The 24,953-nt window shown below is 69.3% G+C and carries 18 protein-coding genes; 12 read left to right on the forward strand and 6 right to left on the reverse strand.

All coding sequences use genetic code 11. The features are described from left to right. Positions 1 to 30: 30 nt before the first annotated feature. Together NYO99_RS13595 and NYO99_RS13600 are read left to right on the forward strand one after the other, a co-directional pair. On the forward strand, positions 31 to 1,683 hold the full coding sequence (locus NYO99_RS13595) for an FMN-binding glutamate synthase family protein (protein ID WP_268167753.1): 1,653 nt from the start codon (positions 31 to 33) through the stop codon (positions 1,681 to 1,683). A 106-nt stretch (positions 1,684 to 1,789) separates the two neighbouring features. Continuing rightward, entirely contained in the window at positions 1,790 to 2,437 is a 648-nt protein-coding gene (locus NYO99_RS13600) for a response regulator (protein WP_268167754.1), read from the forward strand. 95 nt (positions 2,438 to 2,532) lie between these two features. On the opposite strand, the gene NYO99_RS13605 is transcribed toward NYO99_RS13600, so the two are convergent. Further along, positions 2,533 to 3,159 (reverse strand): glutathione S-transferase family protein, encoded by a 627-nt coding sequence (locus NYO99_RS13605; protein ID WP_268167755.1) that lies wholly within the window; start codon positions 3,157 to 3,159, stop codon positions 2,533 to 2,535. Positions 3,160 to 3,362: 203 nt separating this feature from the next. On the opposite strand from NYO99_RS13605, the gene NYO99_RS13610 reads away from it, so the two are divergent. Genes NYO99_RS13610 through purB form a run of 3 tightly spaced genes read left to right on the forward strand, consistent with a single transcriptional unit; the run spans position 3,363 to position 6,979 of the window. Then, positions 3,363 to 4,529: a YjgN family protein gene (locus NYO99_RS13610; RefSeq protein ID WP_268167756.1), complete on the forward strand. Its 1,167-nt coding sequence runs from the start codon at positions 3,363 to 3,365 to the stop codon at positions 4,527 to 4,529. 1 nt (position 4,530) lies between these two features. Continuing rightward, entirely contained in the window at positions 4,531 to 5,568 is a 1,038-nt protein-coding gene (locus NYO99_RS13615) for a M48 family metallopeptidase (RefSeq protein ID WP_268167757.1), read from the forward strand. Between the two features lie 34 nt (positions 5,569 to 5,602). Beyond that, positions 5,603 to 6,979 (forward strand): adenylosuccinate lyase, encoded by a 1,377-nt coding sequence (purB, locus tag NYO99_RS13620; protein WP_268167758.1) that lies wholly within the window; start codon positions 5,603 to 5,605, stop codon positions 6,977 to 6,979. A 4-nt stretch (positions 6,980 to 6,983) separates the two neighbouring features. Here purB and NYO99_RS13625 read toward each other — a convergent pair whose 3' ends face one another. Beyond that, entirely contained in the window at positions 6,984 to 7,496 is a 513-nt protein-coding gene (locus NYO99_RS13625; protein WP_268167759.1) for a GNAT family N-acetyltransferase, read from the reverse strand. A gap of 72 nt (positions 7,497 to 7,568) precedes the next feature. Between NYO99_RS13625 and NYO99_RS13630 the strand changes: the two genes are divergently transcribed. From NYO99_RS13630 to NYO99_RS13645, 4 genes are all read left to right on the forward strand, one after another. Further along, complete coding sequence (locus NYO99_RS13630) at positions 7,569 to 9,812, forward strand: putative bifunctional diguanylate cyclase/phosphodiesterase (protein ID WP_268167760.1); 2,244 nt, start codon at positions 7,569 to 7,571, stop codon at positions 9,810 to 9,812. Positions 9,813 to 9,860: 48 nt separating this feature from the next. Then, entirely contained in the window at positions 9,861 to 10,664 is an 804-nt protein-coding gene (gene pyrF, locus NYO99_RS13635) for an orotidine-5'-phosphate decarboxylase (RefSeq protein WP_268167761.1), read from the forward strand. A 2-nt stretch (positions 10,665 to 10,666) separates the two neighbouring features. Next, a complete protein-coding gene (locus tag NYO99_RS13640; protein ID WP_268167762.1) occupies positions 10,667 to 13,960 on the forward strand; it encodes a PAS domain-containing hybrid sensor histidine kinase/response regulator in 3,294 nt (1,097 codons plus the stop codon). A gap of 114 nt (positions 13,961 to 14,074) precedes the next feature. Continuing rightward, a complete protein-coding gene (locus NYO99_RS13645; RefSeq protein WP_268167763.1) occupies positions 14,075 to 14,788 on the forward strand; it encodes a queuosine precursor transporter in 714 nt (237 codons plus the stop codon). A gap of 162 nt (positions 14,789 to 14,950) precedes the next feature. Here NYO99_RS13645 and NYO99_RS13650 read toward each other — a convergent pair whose 3' ends face one another. Continuing rightward, positions 14,951 to 17,872: a TonB-dependent receptor plug domain-containing protein gene (locus tag NYO99_RS13650; RefSeq protein ID WP_268167764.1), complete on the reverse strand. Its 2,922-nt coding sequence runs from the start codon at positions 17,870 to 17,872 to the stop codon at positions 14,951 to 14,953. 399 nt (positions 17,873 to 18,271) lie between these two features. Between NYO99_RS13650 and NYO99_RS13655 the strand changes: the two genes are divergently transcribed. Continuing rightward, entirely contained in the window at positions 18,272 to 18,940 is a 669-nt protein-coding gene (locus NYO99_RS13655) for an alpha/beta hydrolase family protein (protein ID WP_268167765.1), read from the forward strand. On the opposite strand, the gene NYO99_RS13660 is transcribed toward NYO99_RS13655, so the two are convergent. The 3 genes from NYO99_RS13660 to NYO99_RS13670 form a co-directional block, all read right to left on the reverse strand. Next, positions 18,941 to 20,662, reverse strand: a complete 1,722-nt coding sequence (locus tag NYO99_RS13660) for a M14 family metallopeptidase (RefSeq protein ID WP_268167766.1) — start codon at positions 20,660 to 20,662, stop codon at positions 18,941 to 18,943. Between the two features lie 87 nt (positions 20,663 to 20,749). Then, positions 20,750 to 21,517, reverse strand: coding sequence for a LytR/AlgR family response regulator transcription factor (locus tag NYO99_RS13665; protein WP_268167767.1), 768 nt, complete (start codon positions 21,515 to 21,517; stop codon positions 20,750 to 20,752). Beyond that, positions 21,514 to 22,578: a sensor histidine kinase gene (locus NYO99_RS13670; protein WP_268167768.1), complete on the reverse strand. Its 1,065-nt coding sequence runs from the start codon at positions 22,576 to 22,578 to the stop codon at positions 21,514 to 21,516. The genes NYO99_RS13665 and NYO99_RS13670 overlap by 4 nt, the downstream gene beginning before the upstream one ends. Positions 22,579 to 22,692: 114 nt before the next feature. Between NYO99_RS13670 and NYO99_RS13675 the strand changes: the two genes are divergently transcribed. Continuing rightward, positions 22,693 to 23,490, forward strand: a complete 798-nt coding sequence (locus NYO99_RS13675) for an enoyl-CoA hydratase-related protein (protein WP_268167770.1) — start codon at positions 22,693 to 22,695, stop codon at positions 23,488 to 23,490. Beyond that, entirely contained in the window at positions 23,487 to 24,938 is a 1,452-nt protein-coding gene (locus tag NYO99_RS13680; RefSeq protein ID WP_268167771.1) for a 3-hydroxyacyl-CoA dehydrogenase, read from the forward strand. Before NYO99_RS13675 ends, NYO99_RS13680 begins: the two co-directional genes overlap by 4 nt. Positions 24,939 to 24,953: the final 15 nt, after the last annotated feature.

Genomic DNA, 24,953 nt, shown 5'->3' on the forward strand with positions numbered 1-24,953 from the left:
TCCGATCGTCACGGCTGTGAGGATCGCCCCATGCTTGCTTGGCCAGGTTGGTTGAGACGACTGAATCAGCATTTCCCGCTGCGCTACCTGACCTGGGTACTGTGCGGCCTGCTGGCGCTGGGCTTGGCCATCGGCTGGGATGGCGGCGTGGCCGAAGGCGTGTTGGTGTTGGTGTTTCTGGGCCTGACGCTGCTGGGCCTGCGCGACATGCGCCAGACCAAGCGCTCCATCCTGCGCAACTACCCCGTCATCGGCCACCTGCGCTTCCTGCTGGAGTTCATCCGCCCCGAGATCCGCCAGTACTTCCTGGAGGGCGACAACGAGGCGGCGCCTTTCTCGCGCGCGCAGCGCTCCATCGTCTACCAGCGTGCCAAGGGCGACCCCGATCAGCGGCCGTTCGGCACGCAGCTGGACACCAGCGCCACGGGCTACGAGTGGATCAACCACTCACTGGCGCCCACCCACCTCAGCAGCCACGACTTCCGTATCACCATCGGGGCCGGCCGCGCGCAGCCCTACTCGGCCAGTGTGTTCAACATCTCCGCGATGAGCTTCGGCGCGCTGTCGGCCAACGCCGTGCTGGCGCTCAACAAAGGCGCCAAGCAGGGTGGCTTTGCACATGACACCGGCGAGGGCTCCATCAGCAGCTATCACCGCGAGCACGGTGGCGACCTGATCTGGGAGATCGGCTCGGGCTATTTCGGCTGCCGCAACGACGACGGTTCGTTCAGCCCCGAGAAGTTCGCGGCCGCGGCCAGCGATCCGCAGGTCAAGATGATCGAGCTCAAGCTCAGCCAGGGCGCCAAGCCGGGCCATGGCGGCGTGCTGCCTGGCCCCAAGGTGACGCCCGAGATTGCCGCCACGCGCGGCGTGCCGGTGGGTGTGGACTGCATTTCGCCGGCCCGCCACAGCGCGTTCTCCACGCCGGTGGAGATGATGCAGTTCATCGAGCAGCTGCGCACGCTGTCCGGCGGCAAGCCCACGGGCTTCAAGCTCTGTGTCGGCCACCCCTGGGAGTGGTTTGCGGTCTGCAAGGCCATGCTGGAGACCGGCATCACGCCGGACTTCATCGTCGTCGACGGCGCCGAGGGCGGCACGGGCGCCGCACCGCTGGAGTTCACCAACTACGTCGGCGCGCCGCTGCAGGAAGGCCTGCTGCTGATCCACAACACGCTGGTGGGCCTGGACCTGCGCGACAAGATCAAGATCGGCTGCGCCGGCAAGGTCACCACCGCGTTCGACATCGTGCGCCTGATGGCGCTGGGTGCCGACTGGTGCAACTCGGCGCGCGGCTTCATGTTCGCGCTGGGCTGCATCCAGGCACAGGCCTGCCACACCGGCCATTGCCCCACCGGCGTCACCACGCAGGACCCGCACCGCCAGCGCGCCATCGTCGTGCCCGACAAGGCGCAGCGCGTCGCCAACTTCCACCAGAACACCTTGAAGGCGCTGAAGGAATTGGTGGAGGCCGCCGGGCTGTCCCACCCGCAGGAGATCACGGCCCAGCACATCGTGCACCGGATGGGCAAGCACGAGGTGCGGCTGCTGGCCCACCTGCTGCCCTTCGTCGAGCGCGGCGCCTTGCTGCGCGGCGAGTTGCCGTACGCGACCCTCAAAATCTACTGGCCGATGGCCAGCGCGCACAGCTTCGCGCCTCAAGGCCAGATCCAGCGCGGCGCGTGATGGCTGCGCCGCCTCGGCAACCTCCCGGTTGCGGGGGGTGGGGGCTACGAACTAGGGAGGCGGTGCGCAAAGCACGCACAATGCGCGGCGTTTTCCAGCCGCGCCCATGCCCACCGTCTACCTTCTCCGCCTGAACGAACTCAGCCTGCAGCGCACGCGCTCGCAACTGCTGCGCGTCAGTGGCGTGGAGTTGGCCGGCAGCAGCTCGACGCTGACGGACGCGCTGGACGAGCTGCACACGCTGGCGCCCGACATCGTCGCCAGCGACCTGCGCCTGGTGGACAGCCACGCCATGCGCGTGGCCCATGAGCTGGGCCGGCTGCCGGTGCGGCCGCAGCTGCTGCTGCTCGCGCCCACCGCCGACGACCTGCAGCTGTTCGCCGCCTTGAGCGCCGGGGCCAACGCGTACCACGTGGACGACGGCAGCGGCGCCGGGCTGGTGGAGGCGCTCACCCGGCTGCACGACCGCCGCGCCATGCTCAGCCCGCAGCTGTCACGCCAGGCGCTGGCCGCGTTCGGCATCGAGCGCAGCCCGCTGGTGATGGCGCGCCAGAGCGCCGCCGCGCTGGACACCACGCCCGCCGGCCGCCAGATCGACCAGGCCAGCCGCCATCTGCTGACGCTGTTGGCCCAGGGCTTGTTGATGGCGGAGATCGCCACGCTGTGGCGGCTGCAGGTGGCCGAGATCGAGGCACGCATCTGGCGCCTGGTGCGCCTGCTGCACGTGCGCTCCCGCGAGCTGCAGATTGCCTGACCCTGGCGTGCGCGCGCAGCGCCGCACTTGATTGAGCGGCTGCCGTGGAGCCGGCGTTGCCGGGCCACTGGCAGCGCCCCCTGGGGGGGCGGCCCTCAGACCGTCGGGGGGGTATCCATGAAACTCTGGCGCTGCGACAGCTTGTCCATGTGGCGCGCCAGGTTGGGGTGGGTCTCGCGCCAGGCGATCTCCGGGAAGCGGAACTCCAGCCAGCCCAGCGCGCAGCCCACCGAGATGTCGGCCAGCGAGAAATGGTTGCCCGAGCACCAGGCCTTGTCGCCCAGGCCCTGGCTCATCGCGGCCAGCGCCGCGTTCACCTTGCCGAGGTGGCGGTCTATCCAGGCCTGGCTGCGCTGCTCCGGCGTGCGGTGGGCCCAGGTGCGCTCCAGGCGCACGAGGATGGCGGCGTCCATGATGCCGTCGGCCAGCGCCTCCCAGGTGCGCACCTCGCAGCGCTCGCGGCCCCGCTCGGGGATGAGCTTGCCCACGGGCGACAGCGTGTCCACGTACTCGACGATGACGCGCGAGTCGAACACTGCGCCGGTGATGGAGTCCTGCCCTTCCATGACCAGGCAGGGCACCTTGCCCAGCGGGTTCATCTTCAGGATCGCGTCGCTGCCCCAGACGTCTTCCAGCACCAGCTGGTAGTCGAGCTTCTTCTCGGCCATCACGATGCGCACCTTGCGCACGAATGGGCTGGTGAGCGAACCGATCAACTTCATCGCGGTCATAGGGCAAATACGGGGGTCACAAGTCGAAACGATTCTAGCCAGCGCCCCCTGGGGGCCTGCCCGTGAAAAAGTCCTGTCGGGCCGGCCCGACACGCTGGTGGAAAGCAGGGATTGCCCAGCGCGGACGCGACGGGCACAGTGCGCGCCGGATCAGCGCTGCAGACGCTGGCCGCTACATCAGGGAGTTCGCATTCATGTCAGACGCCGCCGTTGCGGCCGCCGCGTCGCCCGATCCCGGGGGGCGTGTCCTCGATATCCGCTTCACCGGCTCGGGCAGCGAGTACTTCCGCATCTGGGCGGTGAACCTGCTGCTCATCCTCTTGAGCTGCGGGCTGTACCTGCCCTTCGCCAAGCTGCGGCGCATCCGCTACGTCTACGCCAACACGTTCATCGACGGCGAGGCGCTTGCCTTCCATGGCGATGCCTGGCGGATGTTCCGCGGCTTCGTGCTGCTGGCCGTGCTGCTGGTGGCCTACACGGTGGCCAGCGAGTTGTCGCCGGCAGCGGCGTTGGGGTCGTTCATCCTGCTGTGCGCGGTGTGGCCGGCGCTGTGGCGGGCCGCCATGCAGTTCCGGCTCGGCAACACCAGCTGGCGCGGACTGCGCATGGGCTTCGAGGGCTCGCTCGTCGGCGCTTACCTGGCCCACCTGCCCGTCTACATCCCGGCGGCGGTGCTGACGGCGCTGGTGCCTGACAGCCAGGGGCCGAGCGGCGATCCGGGCGTCAACAGCGAATTCTGGTTCGGCGTGACGCTGTTGGTGCTGGGCCTGATGGCGCCGTGGTCCACCGCGCTGATCAAGCGCTACCAGCACCGGGGCTACCGCATCGCGGGCGAGCGCAGCGAGATCCGGCTGCACACGCGCTCGGTGTACTTCATCGGCCTGAAGACGGTGCTGCTCGGCGTGGGGCTGTTGTTGAGCGCGGTCTTTCTGTCGGTCGTGTTCGGCAGCTTGCTGGCCATCGCCTTCACCGGGCGCATCGATGCCAAGGGCAATGGCCAGTACTTCGGCCTTGCCGGCATGGGCTTGATCTACTTGTTTGGTGCGGGCGGCCTGCTCACCTATTACGCCTCGCGCCTTCAGAACCTGGTGTGGGGCAACACCCGCAGCGGCTCGCTGCAGTTCCACAGCGCGTTGAACGGCTACATGACGCTGTCGCTGAAGAACTGGGTGCTCATCGTGCTCACCTTGGGCTTTTACCGGCCGTTTGCGGTGATGGCTGCCACGCGCCTGCGGCTGCAGGCCCTGCGCATCAGCACCACGGCCGAGCCGTCCACGTGGGCGGCCACGCGTGCCGGCCGCCACACCGACGCGTCGGGCGACGTGGCGGGCGATTTCTTTGGCATGGATGTGGGGCTCTGACATGGCGGCATCTGTCCAAGCCCATTGGTTTGATGGCCAGCACGGCCAGGCCCGGCCCGTGAGCGTGAGCCTGCGAGAGGGGCAGCTGCACTTTGCTGACCAGTGCCTGCCGCTGCACCGCGTGCAGTGGCCCGAGCGCATGCGGCACGGCCAGCGTCTGATGGTGTTGCCCGGTGGCGGCGTGCTGAGCTTCCCGGACGCCGCGGCCTTTGACGCCTGGGCCGACGCCACCGGCCAGCGGCCCGGCCTCGTTGAGCGCTGGCAGCTGAGCTGGCCACTCGCGGTGATGGCGCTGGTGTTCATCAGCGCGTTGTTCGCGGCCGGCTGGCGCTGGGGCCTGCCGTGGGCCAGCGACGAGCTCGTCAAGCGCATCCCGCGGAGCGTCGAGCAGCCGGTCGGCGAGGAGTTCATGGCCTTCGTCGACAAGCAGTGGCTGCGGCCCAGCCAGCTCAGCGCGGCCGAGCAGGCGGCCTGGCGCGGCCGGTTCGAGCGCCTACTGGCCCAGGCGCGAGCCTCGGGCATGGATGTGCCGGAGCACATCCAGCTGCACTTCCGCCGCACGAGCGCCACGCTGGGCCCCAATGCGTTTGCGCTGGTGGGCGGGCAGATGTGCATCACCGACGAGCTGATCGCGCTGTTGAAGGATGAGCCGGATGCCGTGCTGACCATCCTCGCCCACGAGGTGGGCCACCTGCAGCATCGTCACGGCCTGCGCACGCTGATCCGTGCCAGCGTCGTGACGGCGGCCACATCGCTGTGGCTGGGCGATTTCTCCAGCTTTCTGAACGGCCTGCCCGTGCTGCTGGCCACCAATGGCTACCGGCGCGACCATGAACGCGAGGCCGATGCGTTTGCGCGTGACATGGCGCAGCGTGGCGGCGTGGATCCCGCCCGCATCGCCGTGTTCTTCGAGCGCATTCGCGAGGCGTATGGCGATCAGTCGGGCAGCGCGTTTGCCATCGCGTTCAGCTCGCATCCCGCCGACGACGAGCGCATCGCCTTCTTCAAGGCCGAAGCCGCGTCAGCGCCCAAAAACTAGAATCGCGGGTTTTCCACGACCAGCCTGGCCCGCCATGACCACGACCGACTACTCCGCCATCAGCGCCCTTTCGCCGCTGGACGGCCGCTACGCCGCCAAGGTCGCGGCCCTGCGCCCGCTGCTGTCCGAGTTCGGCCTGATGCACCGCCGCGTGCAGGTGGAGGTGGAGTGGTTCATCGCGCTCAGCGATGCCGGCTTCAAGGAATTCAAGCCGCTGAGCAGCGCTGCGCGCAGCCGCCTGCGCCGCCTGGTGAAGAAGTTCAGCGAGGCCGATGCCGAAGAGATCAAGGCCATCGAGCGCACCACCAACCACGACGTGAAGGCCGTGGAGTACTGGATCAAGCGCAGCTTCGAGGGCCACGCCGAGCTGGAAGCCGCCGGCGAGTTCGTGCACTTCGCCTGCACCAGTGAGGACATCAACAACACCAGCCACGCGCTGATGCTGAAGGCCGCACGCGACGAGGTGATGCTGCCGGCGCTGGACGGCATCATCGAGAAGCTGCGCGGCATGGCCCACCAGTTCGCCGGCATCCCGATGCTGAGCCGCACGCATGGCCAGACGGCCAGCCCGACGACCGTGGGCAAGGAGATCGCCAACGTCGTGGCCCGCCTGCAGACGGCCCGCGCGCGCATCGCCGCGGTCAAGCCGCTGGCCAAGATGAACGGCGCGGTGGGCAACTTCAACGCCCACCTGTCGGCCTGGCCCCGCCACGACTGGGAAGCCTTCTCCAAGGCTGTCATCGAGAAGCAGCTGAAGCTGACGTTCAACCCGTACACCATCCAGATCGAACCGCACGACTACATGGCCGAGCTGTTCGATGCGTTCACGCGCGCCAACACCATCCTGATCGACTGGGCGCGTGACGTGTGGGGCTACATCTCGCTGGGCTACTTCAAGCAGAAGACCAAGGCGGGCGAGATCGGCAGCTCGACGATGCCGCACAAGGTCAACCCCATCGACTTCGAGAACGCCGAGGGCAACTTCGGCCTGGCCAGCGCCGTGCTAACGCACCTGAGCCAGAAGCTGCCGGTGAGCCGCTGGCAGCGTGACCTGACCGACTCCACCGTGCTGCGCAACATGGGCGTGGGCCTGGGCTACGCGCTGCTGGGCTACGACTCGCTGGCCAAGGGCCTGGGCAAGCTGGAAGTGAACGAGGCCGCGCTGGCTGACGACCTCGACGCCGCCTGGGAAGTTCTGGCCGAGCCCATCCAGACCGTGATGCGCCGCTTCGGCCTGCCCAACCCGTACGAGCAGCTCAAGGAGCTGACGCGCGGCAAGGCCATCACGCAGGAATCCATCCGCGCCTTCATCGAAGGCCTGGACCTGCCCAAGGCCGAGAAGGCCCGCCTGCTGAAGATGACGCCGGGCAGCTACACCGGCCTCGCGCAAGACCTGGCCAAGCGCGTCTGACGCGTCAGGCCAAGGCGAGCCGGAACACCCGCGAGGGCTCGCTGTAGCCCTCGATCTGCTGCTGGGCCTGCTCGACGAAGCCCAGCTTGCCCAGCAGGCCCACGCTGCGCGGGTTGTCCAGCGCGGTGATGGCCATCAGCGCAGGCCAGCGGAACACGTCGCGCGCATGGGCCACGCAGCCGCGTGCGGCTTCCAGCGCATAGCCCTGGCCCTCGTGCGCGGCCAGCAGCGCGTAGCCGATGTCGGGCTCCGGCAGCGTGGGCCGCCGGAACAGGCCGCACATGCCCACCAGCGCGCCGTCCGCCAGGCGCTCCATGGCCCAGAAACCGTGGCCCTGTTCACGGTAGCCCTTGAACAGCCGGCCTTCGGCCCAGGCCAGCGCGTCCTGCTCGCTGCGCACGCCGGGATCGTTGATGTTGCGCAGCCAGCCGGGCTCGTTGACCAGGCGCAGCAGGAAGGGCGCATCAAGCGGTGTGAATTCACGCAGCGCGAGGCGTTCAGTCTGGAGGATGGGCATGGGGCCGGACAATAACCGGTCATGCTCCGCTCCCCACGCCATCGCCCGACCTGCACCGCCCGCTAGATCACCATGAGCCCCGCGCCCGACACCCGCGACAACCCCGCGCTGAGCCAGGCTCTGCGGGAGTTGGATGTCATCCTCGCCAACGCGGGTGTGGGCGTGGTGTTCGTGAAGGCGCGCACGCTGGTGCGCTGCAATCAGCGCTATGCCGAGATCTACGGCTTCGCCAGCCCCGAGGCGGCCACGGGGCGCAGCAGCGTGGAGCTCTACGAGAGCGAGGACGAGGCGCGCAGCCTGGGCCGGCGCGCCTACCCGCTGCTGGCCACGGGCGAGACCTTCCGCAGCGAACAGCTGATGCGGCGCCAGAACGGTGAGCTGTTCTGGGCGCACCTGACCGGCCGCCTCATCAACCCCGACGACCCGGCTGACGGCTCGATCTGGATCGTCGACGACATCCACGAGCGCAAGTTGGCCGACGCCGCGCTGGCCGACCTGCACGCCGAGCAGCAGCTCATCTTCGACCACGCGATGGTGGGCATCGTCTACCTGCGCGGCCGGCGCGTGACGCGCTGCAACCATGCCTTCGAGCAGCTGTTCGGCTACGCGCCGGGCGAGCTGGACGGGCAGCTGTCGCGCGCCTGGTACCTCAGCGACGAGGAATGGAAAGCGGCGGGCGACCTCTGCTACGCGCCGCTGGCACGCGGCGAGTCCTTCCATGCCGAGATGCTGCTGGGCCGCAAGGACGGCACGCCCGTCTGGTGCGAGGTGCGCAGCAAGGCGATCGACCGCAGCGACCTGTCGCGCGGCTCCATCTGGATCACGCAGGACATCACGGCCCGCAAGCAGGCCGAGCAGGAGCTGGTGCAGGCCAAGGCGCAGCTGGAGGCGCTGGTGGCGCAGCGCACCGAGCAGCTCAGCCAGACCGTCGCCGCGCTGCAACTCAAGATCGCCGAACAGCAGGCGGCCGAGGCCCGCGCCGAGCGGCTGGCGCTGTTTGACGGCCTGACCGGCCTGCCCAACCGCCACCTGCTGGCCGACCGCGCCACGCAGGCCATCGACATCGCCCGCCGCAGCGACGAGCCGCTGGCCGTGCTGTTCCTGGACCTGGACCACTTCAAGAACGTCAACGACTCGCTGGGCCACCGCGTCGGCGACAGCCTGCTGACGCAGCTCGCCGCCCGCCTGCGCGGCGCCGTGCGCGAGCAGGACACCGTGGCCCGCATGGGTGGCGACGAGTTCGTGCTGGTGCTGCCGCTGACCGACATTGCCGGCGCTGCCCACCTCGCCACCAAGCTGATGGCGCTGGCCAGCGCGCCCTTCCAGGTGGAGGGGCAGGAGCTGACCGTCACGCCGTCGATGGGCATCGCGATGTTCCCGACCGATGGCGACGACTTCGACGCGCTGTGCAAGTGCGCCGACGCGGCCATGTACCGCGCCAAGCGGGACGGCCGCAACGCCTACCGCTTCTTCACGAGCGAGATGCAGGCCCAGTCGGCCCGCGCGCTGCAGCTGGAGAACGGCCTGCGCCGCGCGCTGGAGCGCCGCCAGCTCAGCCTGCACTACCAGCCGCAGTTCGCACTGGATGACGACGGCCAGAGCCGCGTCGTCGGCGCCGAAGCGCTGCTGCGCTGGCATCACCCCGAGCTGGGCTGGGTGTCGCCGGCCGAGTTCATTCCGATTGCCGAGTCGTCGGGGCTGATCCTGCCCATCGGCGAGTGGGTGCTGCGCGAGGCGCTGCTGCAGCTGCGCCGCTGGGACGCCGCCGGCCTGCCGGCGCTGACCATGGCGGTCAACCTGTCGGCCGTGCAGTTCCGCCATGACGACCTGCCCGAGCTGGTGAGCCGCGTGCTGGACGCCGTGGGCATGCCCGCCGAGCGGCTGGAGCTGGAGTTGACCGAAGGCGCCGCGATGGACGACCCGGCCATGGCCATTGCCGTGATGAACGAGCTGCACGCGCGGGGCGTGGGGCTGTCCATCGACGACTTCGGTACGGGCCATTCCTCGCTGAGCTACCTGAAGCGCTTCCGCGTCGGCAAGCTCAAGATCGACCAGTCCTTCGTGCGCGACCTGACCGACGACGCGGAAGACCGCGCCATCGTCGACGCCGTCATCCGCATGGCCGGCGCCCTGGGCCTGCAGACGCTGGCTGAGGGCGTCGAGACCGAGGGCCAGCTGGCCTTCCTGCGCCGCCAGGGCTGTCGTGCCGTGCAGGGCTTCCTGTTCAGCCGACCGCTGCCGGCCGAGGCTTTTGCAGAATTCGTCGTCGCTCGCGCGTCCGCGGCCGACGCCCCTCTTTCCGTCTTCGCCATCTGATGAGGCCCGCACGCACGCGCACCGCCTGCGCCCGGGGCCGCCACTGACATGAACTTCGTCCACCAGCTCCAAGCCCTGACCCCTCATTCCCGCCTGTGCGTGGGCCTCGACCCCGAGCCGGGCAAGCTGCCGGGCGCCTGGGCGGGCGATGCGAGCAAGTTCTACGACTTCTGCGCCGCCATCGTGGACGCGACCAAGGACCTGGTCTGCGCCTTCAAGCCGCAGATCGCCTACTTCGCCGCGCATGGCGCCGAGGCCCAGCTGGAGCGCCTGATCGCCCACATCCACGATGTGGCGCCCGGCGTGCCCGTCATCCTGGACGCCAAGCGCGGCGACATCGGCTCCACGGTCGAGCAGTACGCCCGCGAGGCCTTCGTGCGCTACCAGGCCGACGCGGTGACGCTGTCGCCCTTCATGGGCTTTGACAGCGTGGAGCCCTACCTCGCCTACGAGGGCAAGGGCGCCATCCTGCTGTGCCGCACGTCCAACAAGGGCGGCGACGACTGGCAGATGCAGCGCCTGGCCGACGTGCCGGGCCAGCCGCGGCTGTTCGAGCACCTCGCCCACCTGGCCGAGAGCCAGTGGAACCGCAACGGCCAGCTGGGCCTGGTGGTGGGCGCCACGTATCCGGCCGAGATCGCCCGGGTGCGCGAGCTGGCGCCCACACTGACGCTGCTGGTGCCGGGCGTCGGCGCGCAGGGCGGTGATGCCGCCTCGGTCGTGCAGGCTGCGGGCCGGGACGCGCCGCTGGTGGTGAATTCCTCGCGCGCCGTGCTGTACGCCAGCAACGGGGCCGACTTCGCCGAACGCGCCCGCGCCGTGGCCGAGGCCACCCGGCAGAGCCTGCGCTGAGCATGCGCCGCGGCGAGGTCGAGCACCTCAGCAGCCTCGTTGGCCACGCCGAGCCGGCGGAGCAGCAGCGCGAGCGGCTGGCCACCAGCATGCGCTGGCATGCCGCGCGCATCTTTCTGCTGGCCTGCGGGCCGGTGTTCCTGCCGGTGGCGGGGCTGTTGTGGCACACGCGCCAGCCTGGCGAGTGGCTGGACGGCTGGCTGCCGCCCGCGTTGGCGCTGTTGATCTCGCTGCTGGCGTTTGCGCGACTGCTGGTGCTGTCGCGCAGCGCGCGCCACGCGTCGCGGCCGGTGGTGGCGCTGTTGATGATGGCGCTGGTGACGGCGCTGCCGGCCGTGGTGGCCTGGTCGCGCGACCTGGGCCTGTGGGCCTTGAGCCTGGCGCTGTCCGGGCCCGTGGTGGCCTTTGCCACCGGCATGCTGGGGCTGCGCGCCGGCCTGCTGCTGGCGGTGCTGGCTGGCGCCGGCTTGGCCGGCATGGCGGCCGCCGAGGCCATGGGCTGGTCCACCCATCCCATGGCCATGAACAGCCTGCTGCTGCGCACGGTGGTGCAGTTCTGCCTGCTGGGGGCGGGGCTGATCGCCGGCTTCGGGCTGCTGCGCATGGTGCAGCGGTCATTGGCCGAGGCGGAGGAGCGCACGGCCCGCTTTCGCGGTTTGCTGGGCATGGCGGTGGACTGGTACTGGGAGATGGACCGCGAGTTCCGCTTCACCCATGTGGCCGAGGAGCGCCCCGGCAGCTCGGGCCTGGACCTGAGCTCGCGCCTGGGCAAGACGCCGTGGGAGATCGACGGCATGGGGCTGAACGATGACGAGCTCGACGCCCACCGCGCCGACCTCGAGTCCCACCGCCCCTTCCACGGCATGGTGGCGCGCCGCACGGGCCTGGACGGCAGCCCGCGCTGGGTGTCCATCAGCGGTGAGCCGCGCTTTGATGCGCAGGGCAACTTCCGCGGCTACTGGGGGGTGGGCCGCGACGTGACGCACGAGGTCACCGCCGAGCAGACCGCGCATGCCAACGAGACCCGCTACCGCGAGCTGTTCCGCCGCTCGCCCAGCCCGCTGGTGCTGCACCGCTGGGGCCGTGTGGTGGACGCCAACCCGGCGGCCATGGCCATGTTCGGCTACGCGCAGCGCTCCAGCATGATCGGGCAGGACCTGTTCAGCCACTACGAGCCGGGCGACGACGAGACCGCCCGCCAGCAGGCCGCGCGGCTGGAGGGCCTGGCGCCCGGCGCCATGCAGCCCATGGCCGAGTACCGGCTGCGCACGCTGTCGCGTCGGCGCCGGTTGGTGCAGGCCACCAGCGTGCGCGTGGAGACGGCCTCGGGCCCGGCCACGCTGACCTTCTTCACCGACCAGACCGAGCAGAGCCGCGCGCAGGACGCGCTGCGCCGCAGCGAAGGCCTGCTGAGCCATCTGGTGGCCACCAGCCCCGACGTCATCACGCTGACCGAGGCCGAGACCGGCCGCTACGCGATGGTGAACAAGGCCTTCGAGCACCTCACGGGCTGGAGCAGTTCCGAGGTGCTGGGCCGCACGGCCGACGACATCGGCATCTGGCACCACCCGCAGGACCGGCAGCACATCCGCGAGGCCGTGCGCCGCGACGGCATTGCCAGCAACGTGCCCATCAGCTTCCGGCGCAAGGACGGCAGCACGGTGTCCATGCTGGTGTCGGTGGCGCCGTTCGCGATGGATGGCCAGAACTACTTGGTGCTGTACGCACGCGATGTGACGGAGAGCGAGCGCACGCGCCTCGTGCACGGTGCCATCCTGGAAAACGCGTCCATCGGCATCGCGCTGACGCGTGACCAGCAGTTCGTGCTGGCCAACCCGCGTGTGGAGGCTATGTTCGGCTGGACGCGCGGCGCGCTGATCGGCCAGCATGGCAGCGTGGTCTGGCCCAGCGTGGAGGACTGGCAGGCCATGGACGGCGAGCTGGGCACGGCGCTGGCGGCCGGCGAGCAGGTCGAGATCGAGCGCACCATGCGGCGCCGCGACGGCTCCACCTTCCTGGCCCGGTTGCTGGCCCAGGTCGTGGACCCGGCGCACCCCAGCCGGGGCGGCACGATCTGGATCATCGAAGACATCACCGAGCGCCGCCGCGTGGAAGACCAGCTGGCCCACGCGAAGGACGAGGCCCAGGCCGCCAACCGCGCCAAGAGCGCCTTCCTGGCCAACACCAGCCACGAGATCCGCACACCGCTCAACGGCCTGCTGGGCCTGGGGCGGCTGGCGCAGCAGCCCGACATCAGCGACACCCAGCGGCGCGATTACCTCAACCAGATGATGGACAGCGCCGAGAGCCTGTCGGGCCTGATCTCCGACATCCTGGACCTGTCCAAGATCGAGGCCGGCCGCCTGACGCTGGAGACCCAGCCCTTCTCGCTGCGCGAGCTGCTGGGCTCCATCCGCCTGGCCTATCTGACGCTGGCGCAGGCCCGCGGCCTGAGCTTTGCCGTGGAGATCGACCCGGGCCTGTCCAGCTGGGTGTTCGGCGATCCGCTGCGCACGCGCCAGATCCTGTCCAACTACCTGACCAATGCGCTGAAGTTCACCGACCGTGGCGGCATCTCCGTCAGCGTGAAGGCACTGCCCTGCAACAGCCAGGGCAGCGTGGGGGAGTGGGTGCGCGTGGAGGTCAGCGACACCGGCCCGGGCATCGCCGTCGAACAGCAGGCGCGGCTGTTCCAGCCCTTCACGCAGGCCGACGAGTCCACCACGCGGCGCTTCGGCGGCACGGGGCTGGGCCTGTCCATCTGCCGCGAGCTGGCGACGCTGATGGGCGGCGAGGTGGGCGTGCGCAGCGTGGTCGGCGAGGGCTCGACCTTCTGGGCCGAGCTGCCGCTGCCCGGCGCGCCCGCGCCCATGGCCCACCAGCCGCGCGAGACGCGCGCCGTGCCGGACGCGCTGCATGGCCGGCGCGTGCTGATCGCCGAAGACCACCCCGTCAACATGCTGATCGCCGTGGCCCAGCTGGAGCAGTGGGGCATGGAGGTGGCGCAGGCCAGCGACGGCCGGCAGGCCATCGAGGCCGTGCTGGCGGCGGCCAGCGTGGGCAAGCCCTTCGACATCGTGTTGATGGATGTGCAGATGCCCGTCATGGGCGGGCACGACGCCACCCGCGAGCTGCGCAAGCACTTCTCGGCCGAGGAGCTGCCCATCATTGCGCTGACGGCGGCGGCGCTGGTCTCCGAGCGCGACGATGCGCTGGCGGCGGGCATGAACGACTTCCTGACCAAGCCCATCGACACGCCCAAGCTGCACCAGACGCTGCTGCGGCTGACGAAGTAGCCCGAGCCCACCGGCTTTGCCGGCCTCAGCCCGGCAAGGCCGGTGCTGCGGGTGCCGCTTGCGGGGCAGGTACGCTACGCGACCCTGTCAACTCCGCTTGAAGGCATCGCCTGTATGAATGCTTCTCCGCCCCGCAGCTTCAAGTACTACGACTTGATCATGGCGGCCTGCGTCTGCGTGCTGCTGTGCGCCAACCTGATCGGGCCGGCCAAGGCGGCGCAGCTGGAGCTGCCGCTGCTGGGCACAGTGACCTTCGGGGCCGACCTGTTCTTCTTCCCCATCAGCTACATCTTTGGCGACGTGCTGACCGAGGTGTACGGCTATGGCCGCGACCGGCGCGTCGTGTGGGCGGGCTTCGGCGCGCTGCTGTTCGCGGCCTTCATGGCCTTCGTGATCGTGCACCTGCCGCCGGCACAGAACGCCTTCATGGACGGCTACCAGGCCCATGTCGAGGCCATGTTCGGCAACACCTGGCGCGTGGTTGCTGCGTCCATGATCGCGTTCGCTGCCGGCAGCTTCGCCAACAGTTTTGTGATGGCCAAGATGAAGGTGGCCACCAACGGTCGCTACCTGTGGGCGCGCATCGTCGGCTCCACGGCGGTGGGCCAGCTGCTGGACACCGGCCTGTTCCTGACCATCGCCTTCTGGGGCATCTGGCCGCAGGAGCAACTGCTGGCGGTGTTCGTGGCGCAGTACTGCTTCAAGCTGGTGTGGGAGGCCGTGCTCTTCCCGGTCACGGCCCGCTTCGTCACCTTCCTGAAGCGGGCCGAGGGGCTGGACTACTACGACCGTGACACCAACTTCAACCCGTTCATGTTGAAGATCTGAGGGCGGCGGAGCTGAATCGCCGGCCATGGCGTCGCGTCGGATTGACCAGGACGCGAGCCACGGCCGGTGTACGCGGCATGCCGTCACAAGGTTCGCGCACGCATAAAAAAAAGGCACCGAGTGGTGCCTTTTTTGATGCGGCTGCTGGTGCAGCCCGATCGATCACTTGAACTTGTAGCTCGCCGAGACCGTGAAGTAGCGGCCCAACGCATTGTGCAGACCCGTGTTGTGACCCAGATAGGTCGCGCCCGGATCGTACGGGGCCTTCTCGTCCATGACGTTCTGGATGTTGAAAGCCAGGGTCAGGTTCTTGAAGCCCGTGTAGGAGTAGCTCAAGTCAAAGGTCGTCCAGCTGGACACGGCGCAGCCCGGGAAGCGGTTCAGATACAGGTCACGACCGTTGGTGGCAGTCGGGGCTTGGCCCACCTGGCTCCGGCTTGTCAGCGGATTGGCGCCAACGAGGTCTGCCGGGTTGGTGACGTTGCCGTAGTGGCAGGTCAGTCCCGAGTACTCGCGCATCGTGCCGTCCGGCTGGCCGTACTGCTTGCGGATCAGCGAAATGCCGCTCACGTAGTTCATCGCACCGACCACGTTGTGGGCACCCGTCTCAAAGGCCGTCGAGAAACGGAACTTCGTGCGGGGGATGTCGCCAGCCGACGTCGCCCAGTCCCACAGGCCGCCACGCGTGCCGACCAAGTTGTTGGACGGGTAGCCCGGTTGCTCGATGCGTTCGTACTTGGTCGTGTAGGTGCCGTTCAGGGAGTTGGTCCACTTGACGGCGCCATTCATGACCTTCGTCGACACCTTGGCTTCGAAGTCGATGCCCGACACCATCGTGCTGCCCTGGTTGGTCCACGGCGTGGCAACAGTCAGCAGGGGGCCGGTACCGGGCTGGCCGTTCAGCAGCAGTGCGGGGTTGGTGTCACGGATCAGCGAGCCCACAGGGTAGCGCTCCGGATGGTCGACGACGTCCTGAGCGCTGCCCAGTGCGACCTCGCCGTTCTTGCGGATCTTGAACCAGCCCACAACGAAATCAACGCCCTGGGTCGGCGAAACCACCAAGCCGAAGGACGAGCTGTAGGCCGTCTCCGGGCGCAGCGCGGGGTTGGCACCACCCTGGCCTGACACGCTCTTGTTGCAGTCGGCAGCTTCAGCGCCGGGGAACGGCACCTGCGGGTCCGCGTTCGTGTTGCAGCGGATTGGATCCTGCAGGCCGTTCACGAAGAACTGTGCGCCACCCGGGCTGACTTGAGACACGGCCGGGGCACGGAAGCCTTCGGCATACGTGCCGCGGAAGCTGAGGATGTCCGTTGCGGTCCACTTGAAACCGGCCTTGGGCACAAAGTTGGTCTTGATGCCGGGGTACTTGTCGACGCGGCCTGCCAGGTCGACTTCCAACGACTTCAGCGCCGGCAGGCGGAACTCGACAAAGGCCGACTTCACGTCGCGCGAGCCCGTCACGGCGGTGTTGGCCAGGCCGAGGATGTTGCCAGCGGCGGTGTCCGCAGCAGGCGTAATCTCGATCGACTCGCGGCGCAGTTCGACACCGGCGGCCATGCCGATCGGGCCGCCCGGCAGCTTGCCGAACTCGGTGCTGACCTTGGCGTCCCACTGCAGGATTTCGGCCTCGCCCTTGTTCAGCAGCGGGCGGGAGAGGTCCGGGTCGGCTGCGATCGAAGCCAGCGAGCGGTTCGTGCCACCGGATTGCGGGCCCAGCATCTGGCGCAGCACCGGCAGGCGCAGGAAACCGTAGCTGGTCTCGTTGCGATCCGAGCGGTTCCACAGCACGGCGGATTCCCAATCCCAGTTGCCGAAGGCTGTTCCCTTGACGCCGGCCAGCGCACGGTAGCCCTCGTTCACGAGCTTGTTGCCGCCCGCAACGTTCTCGAAACGCATCTGCACGGCAGCGCGCGAGGTCGGGAACGGGTTGTCGGGGTGGCCGACTTCCAGGATGGCCTGGAAGCTGGGCGCCACGCCTGCACCGCCCAACAGGAAGTTGCTCGTGGGCGACAGGCCGCTGATGGTGCGGGACGCAGCCAAGTACTTGCGCTCGCTGCGGCTGTAAGCGAACTCGCCAAAGGCAGTGATGCTGTCGCTGACGGCCAGCGTGCCGCGGCCCAGCAGGCTGGCATCCGTGCCGGGGTTCTGCATCTCGTTGAAGGCGTCGAGATCGTAGTTGCAGAAGGTGCGGTTCAGCAGGCCGGCAGCGGAGGCCGCCGTCGAGAAGCCGAACTTGGTGGCGTCAGCCGTGGCGACGTTCAACTGCTGCGAGGTCGGGCAGTTGACGCGATTGACGATGTTGGCCGCGCTGGCTTGCGAGAAGTTGCGCGCGCCCGACGTGCCCTCACGTGTAAAGAAGGGCGATGCCGACGAGAAGCTGCCGTAGGGGCCGCGGCGCAGGTTCAGAGCACGGTAGTCAGCAGCCATGATGCCGGCGTCCGTGTTGTCGCCGACCATGCTGCGCCCCTTGACGGAGAGATCGCCGCCGATCATGACGTTATAGCCATTGACCGCCAGGTCGCCGATACCGAAGGTGCCGCTCACGCTGCCCTTCTGGTATTCGTTCTTGCCGTTGGCACCAGCCACAGCCTTGACTTCGATGCCTTGGTAATCGTTGCGCGTGATGAAGTTGACCACGCCGCCGATCGCGTCAGAGCCGTAGACAGCGGAGGCACCATCCTTCAGCACCTCAACGCGCGCCAGCGCCGAGACCGGGATGGAGTTCAGGTCGTACAGCGTCGACGTGCCGTTGTTGGGGTTGGCGTAGGCCGACGGCGTCATGCGGCGGCCGTTCAGCAGGATCAGCGTGGACGTGGCCGACAGGTTGCGCAGAGAGACCGTCGACACGCCGCGCGAGAAACCGTTCTGGTTGGGGGTGTCAAGATAGCCGTCATTGCCGATGGCTGGCACCAGGGTGCGCAGCAGCTCGAGCACGTTCTTGGCACCGGATGTGGAGATTTCCTTGGCGGAAATCACGTCGACCGGCGAGCTGCCTTCCTTGCTGATGCGCTTGATGTTCGAGCCCGTCACCTCAACGCGTTCCAGCTGCTGGGTGCCGGATTGCGCCACGGCTTGCAAGCACAAGACTTGCGCTGCAAGCGCAGTGAACGTGACTGCTAGCTTGGGAAAGTGTCGAGAAGATTTCATGGGCGTCAGGTCAAGGTGAAAAGACATGCCGAAAGTTTGCTTTGCTCTTCTCGCGCGAAGAAGGCAGGCATGCACCCCTTGACAAGCGTTACTTGCGGCACGTTCTTTACTGACGCGTCAAAACCTTGTTTTTGCTGCGTATTGGGGCGTCAAGTGCTTGGCTTGGTGCCCTTGAGCCCCGACTTGGTTTGGTGTCATCGCGCCGTGCAGCGCATTGGCACACGATTGTTGCAACGTGACAACAACTTGTGATGGGGAGGCCGCGACGAGCAGTGCGCGCTCCGGAGCTTTGGCGCCTCGGCCATGGCGTTCTCGCTGCGGTTGACAATGTCAAGCATGAACTCGCTTGATGCCCACGGCCAACCCGACCTGTTGTTCGCCCTGCTGCCCGACGGCGGCATCGCCCCCGACGGCCCGGACACGCTGGCCCCGCTGGCGGCCGCGTTGCAAGCCCAGTACCCCAGTGCCGTCACGCTGACGCTGCATCCGCCGCTGCGGGATGGCGAAGGCCGCTGCCGCTGGTGGGCGGGGGGCGCGCCCAGCCCCGAGGGCGTGGCGGCGGCGCTGCCGGTGCTGATCGAGCGCCTGCGGGCGGAAGCCGCCCGGCTGGGCCTGCCGTGGCAGCGTGTGGCGCTGGCCGGTGTGGGCGAGGGCGCGCTGCTGGCGCTGGAGGCGGTGCAGGCCGAGGCCGCGCTGGCCGGCCGCGTGCTGGCGCTGGCCGGGGGCTACCTGTCCCGGCCCGGCCATGCGCCGCAGGACGTCTGTGTGCACCTCGTCCACGGGCTGGCGGACCAGCGCTTCCCGTCCCGCCATGTGGTGGATGCGGCTCAGGCGCTGGTGGACCTGGGTGCCGACGTGACGGCCGACCTGCTGCCGCACCTGGACCATGGCCTGCACCCGGCGATGGTCGACAAGGCCATGGAGCAGCTGCGCACCTTCATCCCCGCGCGGCTGTGGCGCGAGGCGCTGCTGGCCGCGCAGGAAAACGAGCGTCCCGTCAGCTGATCAGTCCAGCACCACCTCGGTCCGCACCACGCCGGCCCGCTCGGCGCTGGCGCTGAGCGCCAGCCGCGTGCCCACCGGCGCACGCACCACCCACTCGGCCACGGCGCGGTCGGCCGTGGGTTGCTTGTTGGCCAGGAAGGCCAACTGGCTCTGCTTGGGCGCGTGGCCTTCCAGCTGCGGGCCTTCCATGCGCTCCTTGCCGCTGACCAGGCTGATCGACGGGTCGCCGCCGGGCATGTGGATCTCGAACATCACGCCGCGCACGGTCTTGCGCTCCAGCGCGCGCTGCGTCACGTAGGCCGGCAGGTAGCCGGCGTTGGCCACGGCCAGGCGCACGCGCCACATGTCGGGGCCCAGCGCGCGCACCTCGGTGCGGATGAGTTCCAGCTTGGGCAGGCTCATCGCGATCTGCGTCATCCAGGCCGGGAAGCGCGCGGCCTCGCGCTCGCGGAGCGCAGGCGGCGGGTTGCGCCAGTAGTTCATCTTGTCCCAGCCGCCGATCTCGACCGCGCCCAGCTGCGGGTGCTGGAAGGGCTTCCAGTCCACATGCGCCTGGCCGCCGCACTGCTCGTCGCTCCACTTCAGCAGCTTGAGGTCGTCCTCCACCGGGTGGCTGCGGTACCAGTCGATCCAGCCGGTGCTGTCGTCCACACCGGCCTCCTTCTTGGGTGACCACAGCTCCACCACCCAGAACAGCGCGCCCAGGTGCTCGTAGACCCAGTCCTGCGTGCCGGTGATGACGTCCTTGGGGTGGTAGCGGAAGTCCTCGTAGATGCTGATGGCCGGGTAGCCCGAGTGCTTCTCGCCCAGCGCCGAGAACTGCTGGAACAGCCACAGGTCCTCGGGCGTCATGTCCTTGTCGCTGCGCGTGCCGCAGGGGCGCAGGATGACGCCGCTGTGGGTGTGGAAGCTCAGCGCCGCGCCGATGTTGGGATGGCCGGTGATGAAGTCCACCATCGCGCGCACCTCAGGCTCGCTGGTGGGGTAGGGGCCGGCGCCCAGCTGCTGGAACTCCTGGCGCCAGTCGCCGGGGAAGTTGCGGTTCAGGTCCAGGCCTTCGCGGTCGGGGTTGACCTTCACGGTCAGCCCGTCGTGGTTCTTGATGAAGCCCTCGGGGATGAGGCGGTAGTACTCGCCGCCGAACTCGCCCGGCTCGCGCGGCACCATCAGGCGCGGCTCGGTGGCGTGCTTCTTGTAGCCGCCATGCGGGTCGGGCACGCGCATGGTCAGGATGCGGCCGTCGCCGTCCACGTCCTCCACGGTCAGGCCGTCCACCGGCTCCTCGGTGTAGGGGTAGGCGCGCGTGGAGCTGCGGATGTGGCGCGGGCGCTCTGCCAGGGCCAGCTCGGCGCCATCGGGGTTCAGGCGCGGCACCAGGTACAGCGTGCGCGTGTCCAGCAGGCGGTTCACCTGCACGGCCTCGGGCGAGGTGCCGCCATGCAGCTGCAGCAGCTGGTGCAGGTAGTACAGGCAGGTGGTGGAGGCGGTCAGCTCGGCCGCGTGGATGTTCCCGTCCACCCACAGCGCCGGCTTGTCGATGTCCATGCCGCTGGCCAGGTTCGTGACCACGACGACCCAGATGTCGCGGCCTTCGTAGCTCTTGCCGATGGATCGCACCGATACCAGGTTGGGCCGCGCCTCGGCGTAGGCGAAGAGCAGGGCGGTGAGCTCGTCGTGGCGATAGAAGTGGTCGAAGCGCGGCGTGGGCAGGGACGGGGTCATCGGCGATCCGTGGGCGGCGTGAATCCCCAAGCTTGGGGATAAAGGCCGCGATTGTGCGGAGCCGCCCGCGGCGCTCGGCCAGGGTTTCTACTGGCCTTTGAACAGGGGCTGGAACTGCCGCGAGACCGGCAGCTTCTCCTCCCGCCCGCGCAGCGTGACCACCATGGTGCCTTCGTCCACGCGCACCGCGCTGGCGATGCAGCGGCAGTTGACCAGCACGCTGCGGTGGATCTGCCAGAACTGGTCGGGGTCCAGTTGGGCCAGCAGCTCGCGCAGCGGCGTGCGGATCAGCGCCTCGCCGCGCTCGTGCACCACGCGGGTGTAGCGCGCATCGGCCTCGAAGTAGAGGACCTCCTCGGGCGGGATCAGCTGCACCTCGCGGCCCAGGCTGGCCTGGATGGGGCGCGGCACCGGCCGGGCCTGGGGCAGGCTGGCCAGCAGGCGCTGCAGCGCGGCGGTGTCCGGCGCCGTCGCGGGCGCCTGGGCCTGCACGCGGGCCTTCAGCCGCGCCAGCGTCTGAGCCAACCGGGCGTCGTCCACGGGCTTGAGCACGTAGTCCACCGCGCCGGCATCGAACGCGGCGAGCGCGTGGTCGTCATAGGCCGTGACGAACACGATCAGCGGCGGCGTGGCCAGCGCCGCCAGCCGCCGCGCCACGTCCAGCCCGGTCAGGCCCGGCATGCGGATGTCCAGGAAGGCGATGGCCGGCTCATGGGCGAGGCAGTCGTCCCAGGCCTCCACGCCATTGGCGCTGGCCGCCACGATCTGCAGCTCGGGCCACAGCCGGGCCAGCGCGGCGCGCAGTTGTTCGCGGGGGGCTTCTTCGTCGTCGGCGATCAGGGCGGTCAGGTTCATGGGCAGGGCAGGGTCAGCGTGGCGAGGCAGCCGGGGTGGTGGTCGGTCAGCGCCAGCGTGGCAAGCGGCTGGGCGTGATGCAGCCGGCGGCGCGTGTTGGCCAGGCCCACGCCGTCGCGCCAGCCGGGCGCCAGGCCGGGGCCGTCGTCGGCGACCTGGATGCGCACGGCCGTGCCGTCGCGCGCGGCTCGCACCGTGATGTGGCCACCGCCCAGCTGCGGCTCGATGCCGTGGGCGATGGCGTTCTCCACCAGCGTCAGCACCAGGCCCGGCGGCAGCTCCGTGGCGGCCACGTCGGGCGCGACGTCCAGCGTGTAGCGCAGCCGCTTGCCCAGGCGCGCCTGCATGATGGCCAGGTAGCGCTGCACCATGGCCATCTCGTCGGCCAGCGGCTGCTGCTCGCGCTCGAACATCGGCAGCGTGGCGCGCAGGTAGCCGGTGAAGTCGCGCAGCAGCGGCGCGGCACGCGCGTCGCCCGTGTCCACCCAGTGCTGCAGCGAGGCCAGCGTGTTGAACAGGAAGTGCGGCTGGATCTGCGCGGCCGCCAAGCGAGTGGACAGGCGCAGCGCCGCGTCCTGCTCGTCGAGTTCGCGCAGCCGGGCGCTGATCTGCTGCACACGGAACAGCGTCAGCAGCCACCAGGCCGACACCACCGACGTCATGATGGCCAGCATGAGCGGGAACTGGGCATCCATCTGGTCGCGCATGCCGGTCTTGATCAGCCCGATGGCGATGGCCAGCACCAGCAGGGCGACCACCCAGCAAGCCAGGTTGAGCCGCCGGCTGGTGGGCGCACGCCACAGCCAGCGGGCCACGGCCAGCGTGGCCCAGCCCAGGCCCAGCACCACCGGCCAGACCCACACCCACTGGCGCTGGATGGACGTGTTGACGGCCAGCAGCACGATCAGGTTGACGTAGACATAGTGGTCGATGTTGACCGGCCAGGGCTGGCTGCCGCCGCGCGCCATCTCCTCGGGCGTGAAGCTGCGGCGCGGGCCGGGGTAGAGCCACTGCGACCAGTCGGTGGCGAGCCAGCGGCTCAGGCGGGACGGCGAAGACATGGCGGGCAGTCTAGAAGCCCCCGGGCGCGGCACCGCCAGGCGTGCGGCGAATGGCGGAATCCCGCGCGCGAATGGTTGTTCGACCGATCGGTCGGGAAAATGCAAAATGCCCGGATGCCTGACTGGACCGCCCTTCAACTCGACCACCGGCCCGACGGTGTGGCCGTGCTCACCATGAACCGGCCCGCCGTGTTCAACGCCTTCGACGAGGTGTTGATCGCCGAACTGGACGCCGCCTTTGCCACGCTGGGTGCCGACGCCACCGTGCGCGCCGTGGTGCTGGCCGGTGCCGGCAAGCACTTCAGCGCCGGGGCCGACCTGCAGTGGATGCAGCGCGCCGCGGCCGCCTCGCAGGACGACAACCTCGCCGACGCCCGCCGCTTCTCGGCCATGCTGGCGCGCATCGCCGAGTGCCCGAAGCCGACGCTGGCCCGCGTGCAGGGTGCTGCTTTGGGCGGCGGCGTGGGCCTGGTGGCGGCCTGTGACATGGCCGTCGCGTCCGACGCCGCCAGCTTCGCCGTCAGCGAGGCCCGCATGGGCATCCTGCCGGCCGTCATCGGCCCGCACCTCGTCAATGCCGTGGGCCTGCGCGAAGCGCGGCGCCTCGCGCTCACTGCCAGTCGCATCGACGCCGCCGAGGCGCTGCGCGTGGGTCTGGTGCAGCGCGTGGTGCCGCTGGTCGAGTTGGACGCCGCCGTGGACGCGCTGCTGGCTGACCTGCTCGCCTGCGGCCCCGCAGCGCAGGCCGAGATCAAGCAGCTCTATGCCCACCTCGCGCCCGGCCCGGTGACGGTCGACGTGCGCGAACTCACCGCGCAGACGATTGCCCGCGTGCGCACCACGCCCGAGGCCCGCGAAGGTTTCGCCGCCTTCCTGGGCAAACGCAAGCCGAACTGGAACGCTTCCGAATGAACCTCGACAACGCCCGCATCCTCGTCGTCGGCGCCGGCCTCATGGGCGCCGGCATTGCGCAAGTGGCCGCCCAGGCCGGCCATGCCGTGGCCCTGTTCGACACCCGTGCCGGTGCGGCCGACGCCGCCAAGGCCAAGCTCGCCACCACGCTGGAAGGCCTGGCCGCCAAAGGCAAGCTGACCGCCGACGCCGTGGCCGCCACGCTGGCCCGCATCACACCCGTGGCCGCGCTGCAGCCGGCCGACCTGGTCATCGAGGCCATCGTCGAGAACCTGGACATCAAGCGCGCGCTGTTCGCAGAGCTGGAAGCCCTGCTGGCCGACGACGCGATCATTGCCACCAACACCTCGTCCATCTCGGTCACCGCCCTGGCCCGCGGCATGAAGCGGCCGGAGCGCCTGGTGGGCATGCACTTCTTCAACCCGGTGCCGCTGATGAAGCTGGTGGAGGTGGTGTCGGGCCTGGGCACCGACAGCCACGTGGCCCAGGCCATCGCCACGCTGGCCGCGCGCTGGGGCAAGACGCCGGTGCACACCCGCTCCACGCCGGGCTTCATCGTCAACCGCATCGCCCGGCCGTACTACGCCGAGGCGCTGATGCTGCTGCAGGACCAGGCCGCCACACCGGAGCGCATCGACGCCTGCCTGCGCGCCGCGGGCTTCCGCATGGGCCCCTGCGAGCTGATGGACCTAATCGGCCACGACACCAACTTCGCCGTGACGAACTCGGTGTTCGCCGCCAACTTCTTCGACCGCCGCTTCACGCCGTCCCTCGTGCAGCAGGAGCTGGTGGACGCCGGCTACCTGGGCCGCAAGACCGGGCGGGGCTTTTACCGATACCCGGAGGGTGCGCCGGCGGTTCCGGTCGCCGGCGCTGACACGCCCACCGCGCAGCGCCTGGTGGTGCACGGCCACGGCTTCGTGGCCGACCGTTTCGCGGCCGCCTTCCCGCAGGCTGCGCGTGACACGTCCAGCGACTGGGTGGGCCTGGAGGTCGACCGCACGCAGCTGCGCCTGACCGACGGCCGCACCGCCCGCGAGATCGCCGCCGAGCGCGAACTGCAAGCGCCGGTGGTGGTGTTCGACCTGCCGCTGGGCGAGCCCTCGCATCTGGCCTATGCCAAGTCAGGCGACTTCAACGCGCCGGTGGGCTGGCTGGCGGCCGCGGGCTTCCAGCCGGTGGAGATGGTGGACGTGCCGGGGCTCATCGTCGCCCGCACCATCGCCATGCTCGTGAACGAAGCCAACGACGCGGTGCAGCAGGGCGTGTGCAGCGAGGAGGGCGCTGACGCTGCGATGAAGCTGGGCGTGAACTACCCCGCCGGCCCGTTCGAGTGGCAAGGGCGCTGGGGCGCGGCAGCCATCGTCGCGCTGCTCGACCGGCTGGACGCCTACCACCGCGGCGAACGCTACCGCGTGAGCCCTTACCTCCGCCTCACCACGTCGTGACCTGCTCAGGACTTG

Origin of the sequence: Roseateles hydrophilus (assembly GCF_026712245.1) — a bacterium.
Taxonomy (GTDB): domain Bacteria; phylum Pseudomonadota; class Gammaproteobacteria; order Burkholderiales; family Burkholderiaceae_C; genus Pelomonas; species Pelomonas hydrophilus.

Bases quoted from the DNA above. Each gene is read 5' to 3' on its own strand.
- NYO99_RS13595 (WP_268167753.1), top strand. From the start codon at position 31: ATGCTTGCTTGGCCAGGTTGGTTGAGACGACTGAATCAGCATTTCCCG.
- NYO99_RS13600 (WP_268167754.1), top strand. From the start codon at position 1,790: ATGCCCACCGTCTACCTTCTCCGCCTGAACGAACTCAGCCTGCAGCGC.
- NYO99_RS13605 (WP_268167755.1), bottom strand. From the start codon at position 3,159: ATGAAGTTGATCGGTTCGCTCACCAGCCCATTCGTGCGCAAGGTGCGC.
- NYO99_RS13610 (WP_268167756.1), top strand. From the start codon at position 3,363: ATGTCAGACGCCGCCGTTGCGGCCGCCGCGTCGCCCGATCCCGGGGGG.
- NYO99_RS13615 (WP_268167757.1), top strand. From the start codon at position 4,531: ATGGCGGCATCTGTCCAAGCCCATTGGTTTGATGGCCAGCACGGCCAG.
- purB (WP_268167758.1), top strand. From the start codon at position 5,603: ATGACCACGACCGACTACTCCGCCATCAGCGCCCTTTCGCCGCTGGAC.
- NYO99_RS13625 (WP_268167759.1), bottom strand. From the start codon at position 7,496: ATGCCCATCCTCCAGACTGAACGCCTCGCGCTGCGTGAATTCACACCG.
- NYO99_RS13630 (WP_268167760.1), top strand. From the start codon at position 7,569: ATGAGCCCCGCGCCCGACACCCGCGACAACCCCGCGCTGAGCCAGGCT.
- pyrF (WP_268167761.1), top strand. From the start codon at position 9,861: ATGAACTTCGTCCACCAGCTCCAAGCCCTGACCCCTCATTCCCGCCTG.
- NYO99_RS13640 (WP_268167762.1), top strand. From the start codon at position 10,667: ATGCGCCGCGGCGAGGTCGAGCACCTCAGCAGCCTCGTTGGCCACGCC.
- NYO99_RS13645 (WP_268167763.1), top strand. From the start codon at position 14,075: ATGAATGCTTCTCCGCCCCGCAGCTTCAAGTACTACGACTTGATCATG.
- NYO99_RS13655 (WP_268167765.1), top strand. From the start codon at position 18,272: ATGAACTCGCTTGATGCCCACGGCCAACCCGACCTGTTGTTCGCCCTG.
- NYO99_RS13660 (WP_268167766.1), bottom strand. From the start codon at position 20,662: ATGACCCCGTCCCTGCCCACGCCGCGCTTCGACCACTTCTATCGCCAC.
- NYO99_RS13665 (WP_268167767.1), bottom strand. From the start codon at position 21,517: ATGAACCTGACCGCCCTGATCGCCGACGACGAAGAAGCCCCCCGCGAA.
- NYO99_RS13670 (WP_268167768.1), bottom strand. From the start codon at position 22,578: ATGTCTTCGCCGTCCCGCCTGAGCCGCTGGCTCGCCACCGACTGGTCG.
- NYO99_RS13675 (WP_268167770.1), top strand. From the start codon at position 22,693: ATGCCTGACTGGACCGCCCTTCAACTCGACCACCGGCCCGACGGTGTG.
- NYO99_RS13680 (WP_268167771.1), top strand. From the start codon at position 23,487: ATGAACCTCGACAACGCCCGCATCCTCGTCGTCGGCGCCGGCCTCATG.